Origin of the sequence: Corynebacterium sp. Marseille-Q2823 (genome assembly GCF_903645345.1) — a bacterium.
GTDB classification, from domain to species: Bacteria; Actinomycetota; Actinomycetes; order Mycobacteriales; family Mycobacteriaceae; genus Corynebacterium; species Corynebacterium hiratae.
The window spans coordinates 377765-393681 of sequence record NZ_CAHJXS010000003.1 but is presented as its reverse complement, the minus strand read 5'-3'; the positions used below and the strand labels follow the sequence as shown (position 1 = coordinate 393681).

Sequence of the window (15917 nt, the reverse complement as noted above, 5' to 3'; positions counted from 1 at the left end):
GCCCACGCTTTCCGGCGCCTCCCCTCCCACCATCGCCCTCCTCGGTGCCGGCGCCGCCGCCCACCAATTCCAGGCACTGGACTGGCTCAACCACGCCGACATCACCTACTGGGGCGACCTCGATGCCGCCGGCTTTGCCATCCTCAACGCCGTCCGCGCCCACTTCCCCCACACGACGTCACTGCTCATGGACACCGCCAGCGTCACCGAATTCCAGCACCTCGCTGTCCCCGACCCCGGCGACGGCTCCGCCACGCTTACCCACCTCACCACCGAGGAGCAGCGCGCCTACCGCCTGCTGTTCACCGAGGGCCGGCTGCGCATTGAGCAGGAGCGGATTCCGTATGCGCACATAAGAGAGCTATTAACAAAACTCTAGAGCACGATCTAAAAGGAGATAAGAAACAACAGATGAATCCTCGTCCTAATCAATTACGTAGCACCAGCCCGACACCCGATTTACAGATTTACAAATCCTATCCACTGGTTTTCCAATCAATCGTCTTGGCCGCACGCCCATCAGGCCACCCTGGCAAACTTTTTGTAGACGTAGAGGGGTTCTTCACCGTCTTCCATTTTCCAAGCGGACGATGGAGCTTTCGACGCAAACTCTCAAACCGATACCACTTCCATTCTTGCAGCTCCTGGTTTGGGCTTAGCCGCAACGCTTGATAGCGAAGGCCTTTTCGATGCATTGAAGGATGCGGAGTGAGCCAGGAGATATGCAAACGCAGGCCAGGCAAGGTACTACGAAGAACGTCGAGATATACAGGGCCTAGACTTTCGCCAGGCTCTAGCGAAAGGTCATTAGATAAAAGCCAGAAATATCCTTCTTCAAAAACTAAACAGACTCTAATTCCCCGTTGTGGCTCAAATCCCCGATAGTGCAAATTAACGCCAATTTTTTCGAAACTACCAGGGTGCTGTGAAACCTGACTTGAACTACCTAGCGTCTGGAACGTCAGAACGTTCTGGTACGCATTGTCGTATTGACGCACGCGTCTATCCTCCCGCAAGCCAATTACAAATCCGGCCAAACCGAATAGCGGTGATAGTAATGTAGCGATTGCGAAGAAGATTCCATCATCCATGCCATCAACTCCAAATTGAAAGTAAGTTCAATCGGCCCCAGCACTATGTTCCTCGCACAAACATACCAAACGGCGCGCTATTGAGGGGGCCGTTTGTGGGCATACCACTCTGCAGTCATACCATGTCCAAAACTAATTAATCTTTCCTGGCTAGCTCCGGGCGAGTTCAGGTGGTGAATACATCTATACAGCTAGGAGGTTGTGTCGATGTCAAGTGATAAGAGGCTGCGTGAGCGGTATGTGGAGGCGTATCTGCATGATGCGCGTCCGATGTCGGTGATCCTGAAGGAGTTGGGGGTCTCGAAGGCTACGGCGAAGGTGTGGCGTCAGGCTGAGGGCCTGAGCCGTGGTCAGCGTCAGCGGGGTCTAACTGAGGATAAATTCACAGATCAGTACCAAAAGGTCGTTGCTCTTGTAGAAAGCGGCCAGTCTGCGTATAGCGCACTGAAAGAGACTGGTTTCCCACAGACTGCTTACCGATACCTTGCCCAAGACGGTATCGAACTCGCTAATATCAGTCGCGGTGGCGCCATGCAACGCGAGCGGGATCGCATCGCTAAAGATTTGAAACTTGTTGAAGCTGGAAAAAGCTATAAGCAGGCTGGCCAGGTGGTTAATCGCTGCGCTGAAAACGGTAAAAATGAAGCGCCCTGGGTTTAGTGGCTCTTCCGGTTTTGGAGTGCGTAGCGGGGTGAAGTAGAACACGATGGGTTCAGCGGGTCACCACAACATATAGGGGTCCCTGGTGTGAAGATGAAAGTTCCTACACAACCATCTAAACCCACCAGGGACCCGTACTGTGAAGCCTACTGGAAACCTCGTTGCCGACACCATTTGCCGTACCGCGGAAATCGGACTTGCCATCACCGGTGCCGCTGATGCCGGAGCGCTGACCATCATTGAGGCTAGGCCAGTAGCCGTTATCGGCGTGTGCCCGGACTGCGGACAGCCAGGCAAGCTGCGCGACCACACCACCCGTCGACTCGTTGATCTTCCTGTCGTCGGATTCCCCACCAGGCTGCACATAAAAGTCCCTAGATTCCAGTGCACAGCCACCTCATGTAAAAGGAAGATCTTCCAAGAATCTCTGGCTTGCGCGGATGACGGCGCCAAGCTCACCCACCGGGTCACCCGCTGGATCTTGCAGCGCCTTGCTATTGACCGGATGAGTGTGTCAGCTACCGCCAAAGCACTCGGCGTGGGCTGGGACCTGGTCAACCAGGTCGCACTGGATGCCTGCCGCCAGCTTGTCTACGGCGACCCTCACCACCTAGACGGAGTTCGCGTCCTTGGAGTCGATGAACATGTATGGAAACACACCAGAAAACCAGGCCAGGCATCAAACCTGATGACCATACTTGTTGACCTTACCCCGCTGGTGGACGAGCGTGGGCCTGCACGTTTGTTAGACATGCGACCGGGCAGATCCGCCGACGTGCTGAAGCGGGTGGCTTAAAGAGCGCGACCCCAGCTTCCGGGAGCAGATACAGGTGGTGACCATGGATGGGTTTGCCGGTTATGCCACCGCAGTCGAAGAGCAACTACCACAAGCAGACAAAGTCATGGCCCCTTTCCATGTGGTGCATCTAGCAGCCGACAAACTCACCAGTTGCCGACAGCGACTTCAACGTGAGACCACTGGGCGCCGCGGACGCAAAGATGACCCGCTGTACAAGCACCGGCGCACCCTGTTGACCAAGACGAACTATCTCACCGAGCGGCAAAAGCAACGCTTAGAAATGCTGTGGGCCACCGATGACGACTACGTGGCCCTAGAAGTAACGTGGCTGCTCTACCAAGACATGATCGCAGCGTATGCGCATCCGAAGAAATCGGAAGGCAAAAAGCTCATGGAACGCATCATCCACACCCTGCGTAAAGGGCTACCAAAAGGCTTAGAAGAGCTCGCCCAACTGGGACGCACCCTATAGCGTCGACGCAAAGACGTGCTCGCCTACTTTGATATCGGCACATCCAACGGCCCCGTTGAGGCAATCAACGGCAGACTCGAACACCTACGCGGAATCGCCCTAGGATTTAAAAACCTCAACCACTACATCTTGCGGTGCCTAATCCACTCCGGACAACTACAAGACAAAATCAACGCACTCTAAAACCGGAAGGGCCGGTTTAGTGCCTTATCGATAATGACTTTCTTTGCCCGGGATACTTCTCGTCGTGAACATCCCAATGCGTGTGAGATCTGCGCGTAGCTAGCACCATCAAGGCACATCGCGATGATCTGTTTGAAGTTAGCTACAAGGACCGGCTCCTTCCAAGTAGAAGTTGACGCAACACCAGCGGATTGTGGTGTCTCCAACATCACTTATGAAAGAAAACCCCTTACGGTACCGGGTACGCGGAACACCGGTACCAACTACGCAGACTCGCGAAACCAACTATCCCAAATCGACAACCCAGACCGTGCCCGGGCTTTTGCAATTCCCCTCCATCCACGATCATTACCCTGTGCGCCTGCACCACATCCCAACGCTCCGAGTCCCAGCGACGGCTCCGCAGTTTGCAATTATTCCAGGCCCCAGGACGACCGCGCCCACTGTCTCCTGCTCACCACGATGGGTTGGGCAATGAATAGGGGCAGATTCCGCCAAAACATGCGAGGACGGTTTTGGAGAAAGAGTCGAACTAGCTGTAGGGAATTCTTAAAAATAGCCCCCAACCAAACCAGCCCTAGCAACCTATTTGATCAAATTTCTAGAGAACTGTAAAAGGGAGAGAAAACCGCGATCTCTCCAGCGAGCTTCTTTCTATTGGCCGAGTACCTAATGTCAATTTCACGCAAATCGCAAGTTGCATACAACTCGCGGACTAGCCCGACATCGTCATAAGTAAGAAGCCATTTATCAAACACGCCACCTAACAAGATGTCTGCTAAATGGGCATGCGACTCCTCATTCATAGAATTTAAATATAAGTTTTCTCCTTGCACTACATAAGGAGGATCTAAATAAACGAGCGCCTGGGTCGGCTGCCACCCCATTCCGTCAAGCTTTTCAGGCAAGTAGCTATCAAGAAACAACGCCCCGTCTAGGTTCGAGACTGTCACCCTCGACCCCAAGGATCCAATCTTCTGAATCTTCTTTGTCAAAGTCCGCTTATTGAATCGACAGTCTATTTTATACTTTGAGGATTGACTTTTACCACCAATACACCCTCCGTCGACAATTCCCGATCTGTTGGTTCTGTTCAGAAAGAAAGTCGCAAATCCCAACTCAAAGGAGTAATCGCCGCCTCTGTTTGCCTCATAAAGCTCCGAACGCATAGCCCTAAAGGAAAGCCACGTGTCGTAATTAACATTAACTGCTTGTAGCTCATCTATAAAACGATCGGTCTCCTCGACCACAGCACGCCAAAAAGAAAAAATACCAACGTCCGCGTCGTTCAAGAAAACATGAGAAACGTCCTCTTTGATTAAGAGATCAATCGCAATCCCTGCCCCTCCGCAATAGGGCTCACAATATGCCTTCGGGGCCAATGCCCCCACGTTCAACATTTTCCGGACCAGCGGACGCAATTGACTCTTTCCACCTGGATAGCGCAATGGCGTACTTGTCAGAGGCAAAACTCACTCCACTCACATTTCAATCCTTGAGAGGATATCGTTGTACTCCTCCTTGAGGAGTACAACAAACCTTGCAACCTCATGCTCATTTTTAGAATACCATTCCCCAAGGATCTGTTGTCGAATTGTAGAAGGAAGATCATGATACCAACGTTTACAAAAGTCCAACTTTTGTTTGTCTTCCCGGCACTCGGCCCACTCCATACAGAACTGCCCAGCCAAGGTCTCATACGTAACGTTTAGGCTTCTACATTCTGAAGTGTGAAAGAATCCATCTCCTTCTTCAAGCTGCTTAACCAACTCCCAGTACTGCCATTCTAAGGGCGCCGTACCTGGCAACACTAGAATTCGCCGCTTACCATGGACAGGCTTCTCTTGATCCATAAGCCAGAAGGGAGTCTTGATTAACTTCGCAGCCGTTTTCTGACTCTCAGCCCGGTTAACGTCGGGATCCAGTACCGCTATCGAATTAACAAAGTACTCGACGTAGGAATTCAGAAGGAGAGCTATCTGCTGAAAAGAAATGCTCCCCTGGTTCATTTTGAGGCGCAACGACGGTTCATACTGCTCGACAATAAATTGGACTAAATCCTTGGCTACCTCGTCCTCAAGAATCATCGGCACGCTTGGGCGAGACGAGTGATTGAGCATTCTCGCATTCAAGTCCGCCCGCAAACCTTCCAAGGTTGGCTGTTCATTAACCTCCAGCCGCCCACGCCCCCGAGTTAAGTACAGCAAGCGATAGTTTTCCTTATCATTAAGATGCCCCACCCTTATCAAGTACTCAATTAAGCTTAGCGAATGGCAAGTAAATACCACTTGAAGATCTAATTCTTTTGCTTTTTTCTGAAGAAAATTATATAGTTTTATTTGAGCTGCCGGGTGAAGCGTAGCATCCAGCTCATCTATCGCCAAGAGACCGCCATTGTAATCCTTCCCCAACTCTTCTTTCAATTGTCGGAAAGAAAGCACTGTAAGTAATATTTGGCCAACGTTATCTTGTCCAGCAGAATTAGCTAACACGCCGTAGTCTTGCGCTGATACACCGGCCCCCTTTTTCTTTGGCACATCCGACAGGGTCAAAACCTCGGGTTTAAACTGCTGTTTGTTGAGACCCAATATGTCGGAATACCAAAGCGCAAAATCCTCAGTCATTTTTTGGCTAAGCCGTGGTTTCCTACTTTTCACCTCGGCTGCCTCGCCAGCAGGGTATAAGCGCGAAAGCCCGAGATAATAAGTTGGCCATCTAAGTTTGCTTACAGATTCGCGGGTATCACTCTTCTTAGGAATTAGTCGATAGCGTTTCGACTTCTGGTTAGCTTTTCCACCTCCATTATCAGCTGCTGCTTTTCTGGATTTATTCCGTTCCTGTGCTGTAGCGCGAAACCAAAGCTCTTCAGCCTCGAGCTTTTCTCCAGGGAAGCTCGACCGAATCGCGATATGAACTTTCTCGCCTGTCGTGTCGTGTTCGACATCGTGCTTTATAATGTCGCTGTATTCACCTCGGAAAATTCCACCATTTAAATGCCGGCCCTCTTTTGACTTAAGCTCACCACAGTTACTAAGAATTGCCAGAAGAGTAGATTTACCTACGCCATTGTGCCCAGAAATACATGTAACACGGCGTCCTAAAGGAAATTCAAAGCTTGTTCCTCGAAAACTCCTGAAATCTTTAATTAAAACGGACGAAATATACATCAGGGCACATCCTGGTTCTATCTGGCAGCTTGTTTAGTAGTCAATTTTATCACCACGCTATGGTTCCGATTGTCTCTTTCCCCAAGCTTCTTATTACTAAGGCCGATGAGTGTGCGCAATTACTGAAGATACGGGGTGGGCTGTTTTGCGGTAAACAAACCCTGCTTTGTTTTGCTACGGTTCGCATGTTGCTCCCTTTGAGGTCGATGCCGTTGGCGACGGCGAGTTCGTAGCGACAACGCGACCTTTCCCGACTTAGCCGACTGTCCCATGCGCTCCGCAACGCGATTTAAAGCAAAGTCCAACAAACTGAGTAACAGCAGTCTTTTCTCGGCATGTTGAATTGCTCCAGCCGTAGGCTCAGTTCTCGATCAGCGTGGATCGCTAGACAGCCAGGTAAGTTGCTGCAGTTTTCGTCATTTGACGCCGACTAGGCAACTGTCACACGGACCTGACCCCTGTTAGGTAGACACCTGATATCCAGCCCGGTTGGGTTGGGAAGAAAGGTAACCTACCACCATGCCTAGGTACTCCGAACAGTTCAAACGTGATGCTGTGGCCCTCTACGAAAACAATGAGGACCTTTCACTCCACGCGGCTTCAGCAGAGCTTGGAGTCAATCGCTCCTCACTTTATTCCTGGCTTAAGCAGTACGGCACCGGCAAACGTGCCCGCACGAAGACCATGCGCGACAAGGCCCAGGAGACGACTGATTCTGAACGAATCCGCCAGCTAGAAAAAGAAGTCTCTAAGCTTCGTGAAGAACGTGACATCCTGCGTAAGGCCGCGAAGTATTTTGCCGAAGAGACACGCTGGTAATCCGCTTCCAGTTTGTCTATGACTACCGAACCGAGTACTCGGTCAAGCGGATGTGCCACGTGTTAAAGCTCAATCGCTCCTCGTTCTACAAATGGGTCAACACTCGCGAAGAACGCAGGTTAAAGACGTGTTCCGATGCTCTTATTGGTGCACGAATCAAAACCATCTTCGATGATGAGCACGGGCTTTATGGTGCTAAACGCATCGCTGCAAGCCTCAACGACGATACGGACTTTCCTCCGATCAATCACAAGAAGGTCGCACGCATCATGAAATCCATGGGACTGAAAGGCTTCAGCAAACGGCGTCGATACATCACCACCCGGCGCAAGCCTGGACATCGAGTCATGCCAGATCTAGTAGGCCGCAAATTCACAGCTGACAGGCCGAACCACGTCTACGTAGGCGACATTACGTACCTGCCGTGTAAGGGCGGCAAGAACATGTACCTGGCCACGGTCATCGACGTCTACTCGCGCAAACTCGTCGGCCATGCACTAGCCGATCACATGCGGGTATCGCTGGTTATCGAAGCTTTATCTCATGCCAGAAAAGTCCGCGGAAGCCTTAAAGGGGCAATTTTCCATTCCGATCATGGCAGTGTGTACACCTCACAAGCATTTAGAGAGCACTGCGCTGTACTTGGTGTTCGCCAATCCATGGGAGCAGTGGGCACAAGTGCCGATAATGCCCTGGCAGAATCATTTAACGCCACCTTAAAGCGTGAAGTCCTGCGTGATCGGAAAGTCTTTGACAATCCCATTACCTGCCGCCAAGAAGTCTTTCGATGGTGCATGCGCTACAACACACGCAGACGACACTCCTGGTGCAACCTTCTAGCCCCCAATGACTTCGAAGCACTCACATCAGCTACACTGACCCAAGCAGCATAGCTAACCCCCGACGTGTCTACTTTCCCGGGGCCAGGCCCCACCGATAAATCGTATATCGAAACTACGTCTCCCAACAATGACTGGGTTTTCATCCCTGCTTAGCGCTCGGCACCGCTTACACCAGTCTCAAGAAGCCTTGCCCAAGAGGTACTGAGGACTCAACTTCCTAGTTGTTAGTACCAGCTTTATTTTCAGCTCACGGGGACCCAAGAAGGAACAGAGTCACGGGTGATTTCTCAACCGCCGCGTACGATTTCCTGAAATACCTTGTCTTGCGGACTAACCTACCGGCCGTTTAAACCAACTACTCTAAAACCAACGCCGCCGTCTTCTCCGGCGGCACATCCTTCAGCTGTCGGCTCTTGACGGCCCACGACGCCAGCCCCAGCACAATCCAAACCACAAGCGCGATAAGCGGGGCCGTTCCCAGCATGCCCGGCGAGCCCGGAACAAAGAGCAGCGCCAAGAACCCGATGGAGAGGATGCACCCGGCCAGCGCGAAGTACTCATAGAACTTGTTGGGTGCAATGGGCCTAGGCATCCCGGGAACCCGCCCGGTGCGCGCAATCTTCCAGGCACAGAAGCAGGTGTAAAAATACGCCACGGTGATGCCGGCACTGGACATGTCGACGACCCACGTCAACGCCGCGCGCCCAAACCACGGGGTCACCAGGCACACCGCACACACCAAAAGAATCGCATTGCGCGGGGCGTGCTCCTTGCCCTTCAACTCACCTAGGCGGCGCGGGACCAAGTTCGCTCGCCCCAGCGTAAACAGCACGCGGCTTGCCGCGGTGTAGAAACCATTAAGACCTGTCAGCACACCCGCGCTCACCGCGACGACCATGAGCACCAGACCGGCCGGCCCCATCACCTCGCTGATGGCGGCTGCCGGCGGCCAAGCCTCGCCCTCGAAAGCATCGTGGTGGGTGCCCACGGCAATCGACGTCGCCAACATCATCGCCATATAAATGACCGTCGCGACAGTAATACCCCACAGCAAAAGGCCCAGCGCCTTCCGCGGCGAGAAATTGAACTCGCCCGCCAGCTGCGGGATGGAATCAAAGCCCACGTAGGCCCACGGGGCAAAAGCGATGATGGTCGCCACCGCCGCAGCCGGCGGCACATCCACGGGGAAAGCTGGGGCAAGCTCCGGGCGCTTGACGACGTAATAGATCACCATCGACGCCACGATAACCACCACCGCCAGAATCATGAGCACCACGGCAAAGAACTGGAACTGGCCTGAGAGCGCAGCACCCTTAGAGTTCAACCACGCGAACCCAATGATGAACAGTGAGCAGATCGCTACTTCGGGGAGATAGATGGTCCACCCGGCGACGTCGTAAAGCGCGCCCCGCATAACCAATTCCGGGAACGTGACGCGGAAGACGAGCGTGACCGCCGACGCATTCAACGCGACAACACACGAGTACCCCAGCGTCAGCGCCCAGCCCGCAATAAACGCATGAGTCCGGCCGAGTGCCGCCATGGCGAACGCCACCCCACCACCGGTCAGCGGCAGCGCGCGAATGGTAAAGCCGTAGCTCAAACCAATAATGGCAATCATCAGACCACCAATGACAAAGCCGATGACCGTTCCCGCTAGCCCCGCCTTCTGCATCCAGTCAAACGGCAAGATATAGGCGCCCCAACCAATCGCCGCACCCAACGCCATGGCAAAGACCCACGAGGGCTTCATAGTTTTCCGCAGTGTCGCTTTCTCCGACATCTAGTTTCACCCCAGACAATTCACCTTGAGCGCCAGGACCTTGCGGACAATCCAAGCGCGCGTTTCTGGCAAGTCTAGAGATTCTTGATTAAGCGTGCTGTAGATCTAATAGATTTGATGCAGGGTTCCCCTCTCATTCGGCTCACGCAACTGATGCTGACCATCGCAGTGTTCTGTCACCAATCACTCGGATGCTCTAAACGTGCACAGGCCCCGTTTGGCTAAGCTTCGTGCTCTAATTCCAGCACAGGTTGCTTACCGACGCCCCTTCCCCATTGATGTTCTTCCTCGACCGGCCCTCACGAACTAAGCTTCTTAGAGTCTCACTCGTATGCACAAAGGATTTCTCATGCGCCGACCAACCCGCACCGGTAAAGCACTCATTGCTCTCGTCTTAACCGCCTCACTGACTACTGGCCAGGTCACTGCGCCTGCGCCCGCTCAGGCACAGCAGTTCCCGTCCTTCCCTGTATCTTCGTTTCCCCAATTCAATGAAGAACAGGTACGCCAAGCTATTACAGCACTGGTGGCGCTTGCCGCTGGCATCGGTGGATTGGCGCTCCTCGCAGGAGTCCTTCCGGGAATCGGTTCTTCCCAGGGGCCTACCCCTACTCCCACGCCGACGGCAAAGCCAACTCCTTCCACGCAGCCGAGCACAACTGCCGCGCCGACGACTAGCGCTCAGCCCAGCACCACCTCAGCTAAGCCGACCACGAGTACTCCCGCGCCCCCGACGACGTCCGTGGAACCTTCCTCTGGCTATGCGCAACACGTTGCCGGCATCAAGGACCGACTCGCTAATAGCGAAGATAAGGCACCACTTTGGGCTTGGGCTGCACCACGCGGACCGCAGCTCATCCTCCCTACTCATGATCACAGTGGACAGGCCACACATCCTTCCGTACTTTACTTTGAGAATGGTTGGAACGGCTGGAAGTACTGGATGGCCATGACGCCTTATCCAGACAGCAACGAATCCCACGAGGACCCCAACATCATCGTGTCCAACGATGGCTGGACCTGGCAGTCCCCCGAGGGCTTGGCCAATCCCATTGACGACCAGTTGGGCAAGCCCAACCCGCACAATTCTGATACCCAGATCGTCATGGCTCCCAGCGGCGAGATGTACCTGACATGGCGCATGGTGGACCGCCCTAACGGCAAGACCAATCGCATTTACCTGTCCAAGTCCAACGACGGCGTGCACTGGTCTAAAAAGGAAGAAATCTGGTCGGGCGAGCCACAGTTTATGTCCCAAGCCCTCATCTGGACCGGTGAAAGCTGGCGTCTCTATGGCATTTCAAACCGCGCCGGTGTGCCCAACCGAATCATCTACTTTGAAAGCGACGATTTGAAGACGTGGTCTGCTCCTCGGTACCCCAAGATCGTTCCCTACGTACCGAATGGTGAGCGCTGGTGGCACATTGATGTTCAGCGCTACAACGGTGAGTACATTGGCCTCGTGCACATTATCCCGAGCGAAACTGTCCAGAAGGGCAACCTGTACCTGCTTCGTTCCAAAGACGGCATCAATTGGAAGCGCTCAGACACCCCGATCATCTCCCATGAGGAATCCGGTTACCCCAACCTTTACAAATCCGCCCTCGTCCCGCACGGTAGCGGCGATGACCTCACCTTCGAGCTGTACTACTCCGGTTTCAGCGAAGGTCGCGCTGATTGGCGAATCAACCGCACGCTCGCGGAACGCGTCAGGTCCGAGTAAGCCCTCCGTCGGCGTATCCCCGCTCGACCGGCACGGAGAGCGCCCGCACTCTCTGTGCCTGGATGTCGTACTCGAATAGATAGTTCTTCACCCCACGAACGATACGTAGCACCCTCTTACCTTGCCCGCTGTCCTTGAAGGTGTATTCCACCTTCTCCTCTGGCCCAGCCACCACAACAGCGGTGAGCAACCCAAAGTCTCGGCTAGCGCGTCCAAAGCCCACAGTCCACGTGTCCGTGGGTTGCTCATTGCGGAAGACAATGCCGCGAAGCCCTTCGCGGTCTCCACGTGCCATATTCACGTCAGTGTGCTCGAAATAGCGCGACCCCTCAATGCCGTAACGGATAAAGACCAACTGTGTTCCGTCAACCACAGAGCGAAATCGAACGGCTTCATACTGCGATCCCACGTACTCAAACTCGGGTGCCACATTCCAGCGTTGCTCTGCATACTCCACCTTCGGCGTGGGTTCCAAACTGTCCGCTACCACAAAAGGGCCGCAGTCAGCAAAACAGGCACTACGATTCCACTTCAGGCCCTCCCACGCAGTGTCTTCCAGATCGAATGCAGACCACGCCTCTTCAACCTGGTGACTCACCAACCGTGAGGCTGCCTCGGGGGTGTGTTCCTTCCCGCGCACCATAAGCACATTGTGTGCTTGCCGGCTCTGCGCGTAATCACGCATCTTCCCCCGTGCATAACCCGGGTGGCCAGCATCCACAATGACATTCCTGCCGCGGTCCCAAAACGTCAGCGACAAATGGTCAAAATGACCATGTATCTCACGAGCAGGCCCAAAGCGCAGGGAATAGAAGCTCTCCATGTTTTGTGCCCGGAGTTGTCCAAACCCGGAGCGCCCAAATACATACCCTGCGTCGTAAACCTTGACTCGTGGAATCTCCACGCCAGTCGCGCCATTCGATAGTGAAAATTCCAATGCCCCTCCGCGAACAAACTCAGGGCGTCGGGGCATTGAGTCACCAATTTCAACGAATGTCCCACCTGGGGTCAGTGAATGCGCAATGAATTCTTCGAGCGGTTCCTTCTTCGCGCGCAGCGCATCTGCGCCCAGTGCCCCAAACAGCTCAAAGGCATCAACAGCGGTCTGACGCAGCCTCTCAATATAATTCGCGTACTCCGGTGCCTGCTCATTGATTGCCCCCTCATCATTAATCATGACCTCGAGGCAAGCCTTGGCACGTTCAGCACCGGTAGCGAGCATCGACTCATCGCTCAGCCTATCCCCCACCACCATCAATGCCAGTGCCTGGGAAAGCCCATGGTTCCAGTAGCCATCAAAGTGCTCCATGAGCCACTTGCCGTGATACTCAATCGCTTCGTGCAGCCATTCATCTTCAGGGAAGATTTCACTAAGCGCGCTGAGCGACGCCGCCCTAATCGCCACCGCATGCCCGCCCCAAACGTACTCATCGTCTTTCCATTCAGGCGTTACGTGGTTCATCTCCCACCAATTCCACGCCACCGCCCAGACAAACTCTGCGCCGGCTGAGACGTCCTCTGTCCACTCCGACTCAGAAAGCTCCGCCGCACGATCCACTATGAAGTCGATCCAGTTCAGCGAGTGCAAATAAAAACGCACTGTCGGGTGCAATCGCTGCGCCTCGATCTGGGGCCAGAACGCTTCTTCAGGCTGAAAGAAAACCGCCGGATAAGAGTGGATCACAATCATCCCGCTTAACACACGCGAAACCTTGTTGATACGTCCTAAACCGCCAGAAATCACTATGGGGCGGCCGCGGTTGGGAGCGGAATAGAGGGACACAAGGATTCCTTTCGTACTTGCTCACAAAGTTCCTGAAGCTTATCGGACCAGCTCTATTTGAATCACGCCAACTTTATCAGTTACCACCACCCACAAGGCTAAATAGGAAAGCTGGAAATGCTCACTTTCTACGAGGGCTCTAGCAGGACCGCATAGCTGCGATCACCCGTCTCCCATCAAAAACGAATCAACTACGAGTGGCTGTCTTGACCGTGTTCCTTCAGCGACATTTCAACTCAAACGCGCATTAAGAAAGTCAGTTAGATCTTGTATAGTTATGGAGACTATCGAAAGGGTCTCCACCCGGGCCGCGAAACAGTAGTACGGGCGACAAACGCAAGCCACACTAGTTATCATTCAAGGCCGGCTCTTGGTTCACAAAGGTTGCAACAAAGTCAAAATGAAGCAACACAAGCACCCCTAAACCTACGAAGCGCATAGGAGTAAACGTGAAATACCACTCAGATCCCCACCACGTATGCTACATTTTCGAAGGTTTAGCGCAGGAAGGGTCCGGCCCACTGTTCGAAAACCAAGCTTCTTTTAACTTACGCTACCTCAACGGCATCTACTACTCACCCGAGCGGTGGATCATTTCTGAGGGGACCACCGAGCAACCGACAGGCGTGCCATACAGCGAGGCTGAACGCTCCGCGGGAGAATGGCTTGGCGTATACACCGATAGCCTTGGACACGGCGTCATACAGTCCGATCCTTTCGGCTACCAGCCTGTCTACTACCGCTTCCTCCCACAACAACAATGCCTACTCGTTAGCACCTCTCTCGGCGCAATTACACGCTCTGCCCAGAAACGCGGGGCCGCCCCCGAACCTGATTGGATCCAAGCATTAGCGGCTATAGGTACCACACATGCTTGGGCTATTACTATGCAGTCTGATCAAACTTTTGAAGCAAACACTAAGGTCTTATTACCTGGTCAAAGCATCCAATACGCAGGAACGCAATGGTATGTATCTCAACCTGCTCTGTTCGAGCCGAAAGAATCCTACGACGAACTACTCCAACGTGGAATCCAAAAGGCCATCGGCCAACTTCGAATAGCCTCCACAATACCTACGACCCAGAAGCAAATTAACCTGTCAGGCGGCAAAGACTCCCGAATGGTGCTTGCACTCCTAGCAGAAACAGGAGTCATTGAGGAGTTTTCTGTTACAACGATGAATCCGAAGACTTGGTTACCTAAATCATCTCGACCACTGCTTTACAAAGACCTATACTTGGCAAACTATTTAAGGAAAAATTTTTCCCTAGAATGGACAGTGCCCTTGGGGCAAAAATACGTCCCTATGGATTTTGAATCCGCAATGTCCGAATGGCAAAGTTACCGATCTAATAGGAACTTTAAACTCCGAATCAACCGTAACCTGTACGTACAGCAAGGAACTAATATCGAATTACGTGGTGCTGCAGGAGAAACATTTCGAGGGTTCAATGCTGTCCAAAACCTATTAAGCACCAATGGATTTGAGAACTCTGAGTCTTCCCTAATCGCAGACACTAGAAAGCTAGTGGACAAACTTTACGGCAGCGGATTTGTAGAACCAGACCATCTAGATGTCCTGAGCCAAAACCTAAACGCGCTCTTTAACCGACTAAGTGCAAAAGGGATCCAAGATGCCCTGCACAAGCGCTACACCGTGTTTAGAAATGGGTCACACTTTGGACATGCACGACACTCCCTCTCCCACGGCCAAATCCCGATCCTCCCGCTCAGCCAGCCGGAGTTTGTTCAAGCCGCCCAAATGCTTCCCTATGACCAAATGCACAACGGAAAAGTTGCTTTTGACATTATAGAAAGCCTCCGGCCCGAACTGAACGAGATAAACTTTGATGGTGGCTTCTGGGATGAGGCACTCCTACCCGCTGTTAGACGCAAGAATCAAGTTTCCTTTGCCGAAGACAGCCAGAACCTTGAGCAATTCTTTAAGCTTGACCAGGAGGCCATCGAGTCACGACTCGCGGCCAAGGCAGCCTTTGAAGAAGATAGCCACGGTTCGCCAGTCTACGAACCACGTGTAGAGATCCTCAATAGAATTAAGCAAACCTTATTCCAACTGGGCGACTTCGGTGCGTCAGCAAGTAGGCATTTCAATCGATACCGCCTGAACATCCTACAAGGGCTTGAGTCAAGGAAACTAACTCCAGGCCCCACGCTTGGAAAACTCGACAGTATGTTAGAAGCCCTCACTGGCAAGGAAGCAGCCGCGGAAATTGTATTGAACAGCACTAGTAGTGCATCGATTGAGCACTTCCGTGGAAGGATTGATTTATCGGATTTCCAGTTGACAACGACTACGCTCCACCCTAAATTCCAGGTGCCTGTACAAACGAGCGATAACCAGGTTAAGGCAGATGTGCGAGTTTCCGGCACTCTTCACCGCCCCCTTGAGTTCAAATTCACTCTTTTAGAGAACGATCGCCCCATAGCAGAAACCGAATACTCGGCATCGCAGTCCGCCACTTTCAGTCGCCCCACCGCCGACTCCCGGGTAAGGGTTCGCGTGTTTGCCAGATACGCTTCCGCCCCTCAAGTTATTTTCAAATTTTACAGCCGATATTTGTAGGACCACCATA

Annotated in this window: 10 protein-coding genes and 1 pseudogene; 6 read left to right on the top strand and 5 right to left on the bottom strand. The window is 53.0% G+C overall.

What is annotated here, in order from left to right:
• A partial coding sequence (locus HWX44_RS05675) for a Wadjet anti-phage system protein JetD domain-containing protein (RefSeq protein ID WP_217703011.1) occupies window positions 1-379 on the top strand: 379 nt, incomplete at its 5' end.
• Window positions 380-476: 97 nt separating this feature from the next.
• On the opposite strand, the gene HWX44_RS05670 is transcribed toward HWX44_RS05675, so the two are convergent.
• On the bottom strand, window positions 477-1091 hold the full coding sequence (locus HWX44_RS05670; protein WP_175973576.1) for a hypothetical protein: 615 nt from the start codon (window positions 1089-1091) through the stop codon (window positions 477-479).
• A 207-nt stretch (window positions 1092-1298) separates the two neighbouring features.
• Between HWX44_RS05670 and HWX44_RS05665 the strand changes: the two genes are divergently transcribed.
• A complete protein-coding gene (locus tag HWX44_RS05665; protein ID WP_175973574.1) occupies window positions 1299-1751 on the top strand; it encodes a hypothetical protein in 453 nt (150 codons plus the stop codon).
• Window positions 1752-1890: 139 nt separating this feature from the next.
• Window positions 1891-3205, top strand: a pseudogene (locus HWX44_RS05660) (ISL3 family transposase).
• A 593-nt stretch (window positions 3206-3798) separates the two neighbouring features.
• On the opposite strand, the gene HWX44_RS05650 reads toward HWX44_RS05660, so the two are convergent.
• A complete protein-coding gene (locus tag HWX44_RS05650; protein WP_303049248.1) occupies window positions 3799-4653 on the bottom strand; it encodes a DNA adenine methylase in 855 nt (284 codons plus the stop codon).
• A 33-nt stretch (window positions 4654-4686) separates the two neighbouring features.
• On the bottom strand, window positions 4687-6372 hold the full coding sequence (locus HWX44_RS05645) for an AAA family ATPase (RefSeq protein WP_175973570.1): 1686 nt from the start codon (window positions 6370-6372) through the stop codon (window positions 4687-4689).
• Window positions 6373-6891: 519 nt separating this feature from the next.
• On the opposite strand from HWX44_RS05645, the gene HWX44_RS05640 reads away from it, so the two are divergent.
• Window positions 6892-8084, top strand: a protein-coding gene (locus HWX44_RS05640; RefSeq protein ID WP_444843284.1) for an IS3 family transposase whose coding sequence is annotated in 2 segments (ribosomal slippage) — window positions 6892-7174 and window positions 7174-8084 — 1194 coding nt in all. Because the reading frame shifts where the segments join, the coding sequence is not laid out codon by codon here.
• Window positions 8085-8388: 304 nt separating this feature from the next.
• Here the strand turns inward: HWX44_RS05640 and HWX44_RS05635 are convergent.
• Window positions 8389-9786, bottom strand: coding sequence for an APC family permease (locus HWX44_RS05635; RefSeq protein WP_254868117.1), 1398 nt, complete (start codon window positions 9784-9786; stop codon window positions 8389-8391).
• Window positions 9787-10165: 379 nt separating this feature from the next.
• On the opposite strand from HWX44_RS05635, the gene HWX44_RS05630 reads away from it, so the two are divergent.
• Complete coding sequence (locus tag HWX44_RS05630; RefSeq protein WP_175973564.1) at window positions 10166-11539, top strand: hypothetical protein; 1374 nt, start codon at window positions 10166-10168, stop codon at window positions 11537-11539.
• Here HWX44_RS05630 and HWX44_RS05625 read toward each other — a convergent pair.
• Window positions 11526-13322, bottom strand: coding sequence for a heparinase II/III domain-containing protein (locus HWX44_RS05625; protein WP_175973562.1), 1797 nt, complete (start codon window positions 13320-13322; stop codon window positions 11526-11528). The two genes, HWX44_RS05630 and HWX44_RS05625, sit on opposite strands and share 14 nt — an antisense overlap.
• 449 nt (window positions 13323-13771) lie before the next feature.
• On the opposite strand from HWX44_RS05625, the gene HWX44_RS05620 reads away from it, so the two are divergent.
• The gene (locus HWX44_RS05620; RefSeq protein ID WP_046647064.1) at window positions 13772-15907 is read left to right on the top strand and encodes a hypothetical protein; all 2136 of its coding nucleotides are present in this window, start codon (window positions 13772-13774) and stop codon (window positions 15905-15907) included.
• The last annotated feature ends 10 nt before the right edge of the window (window positions 15908-15917 follow it).

What these genes read in the sequence shown, in the direction of transcription:
- HWX44_RS05670 (WP_175973576.1), bottom strand. Translation starts at nt 1,091, where the DNA reads ATGGATGATGGAATCTTCTTCGCAATCGCTACATTACTATCACCGCTA.
- HWX44_RS05665 (WP_175973574.1), top strand. Translation starts at nt 1,299, where the DNA reads ATGTCAAGTGATAAGAGGCTGCGTGAGCGGTATGTGGAGGCGTATCTG.
- HWX44_RS05645 (WP_175973570.1), bottom strand. Translation starts at nt 6,372, where the DNA reads ATGTATATTTCGTCCGTTTTAATTAAAGATTTCAGGAGTTTTCGAGGA.
- HWX44_RS05635 (WP_254868117.1), bottom strand. Translation starts at nt 9,786, where the DNA reads ATGAAGCCCTCGTGGGTCTTTGCCATGGCGTTGGGTGCGGCGATTGGT.
- HWX44_RS05630 (WP_175973564.1), top strand. Translation starts at nt 10,166, where the DNA reads ATGCGCCGACCAACCCGCACCGGTAAAGCACTCATTGCTCTCGTCTTA.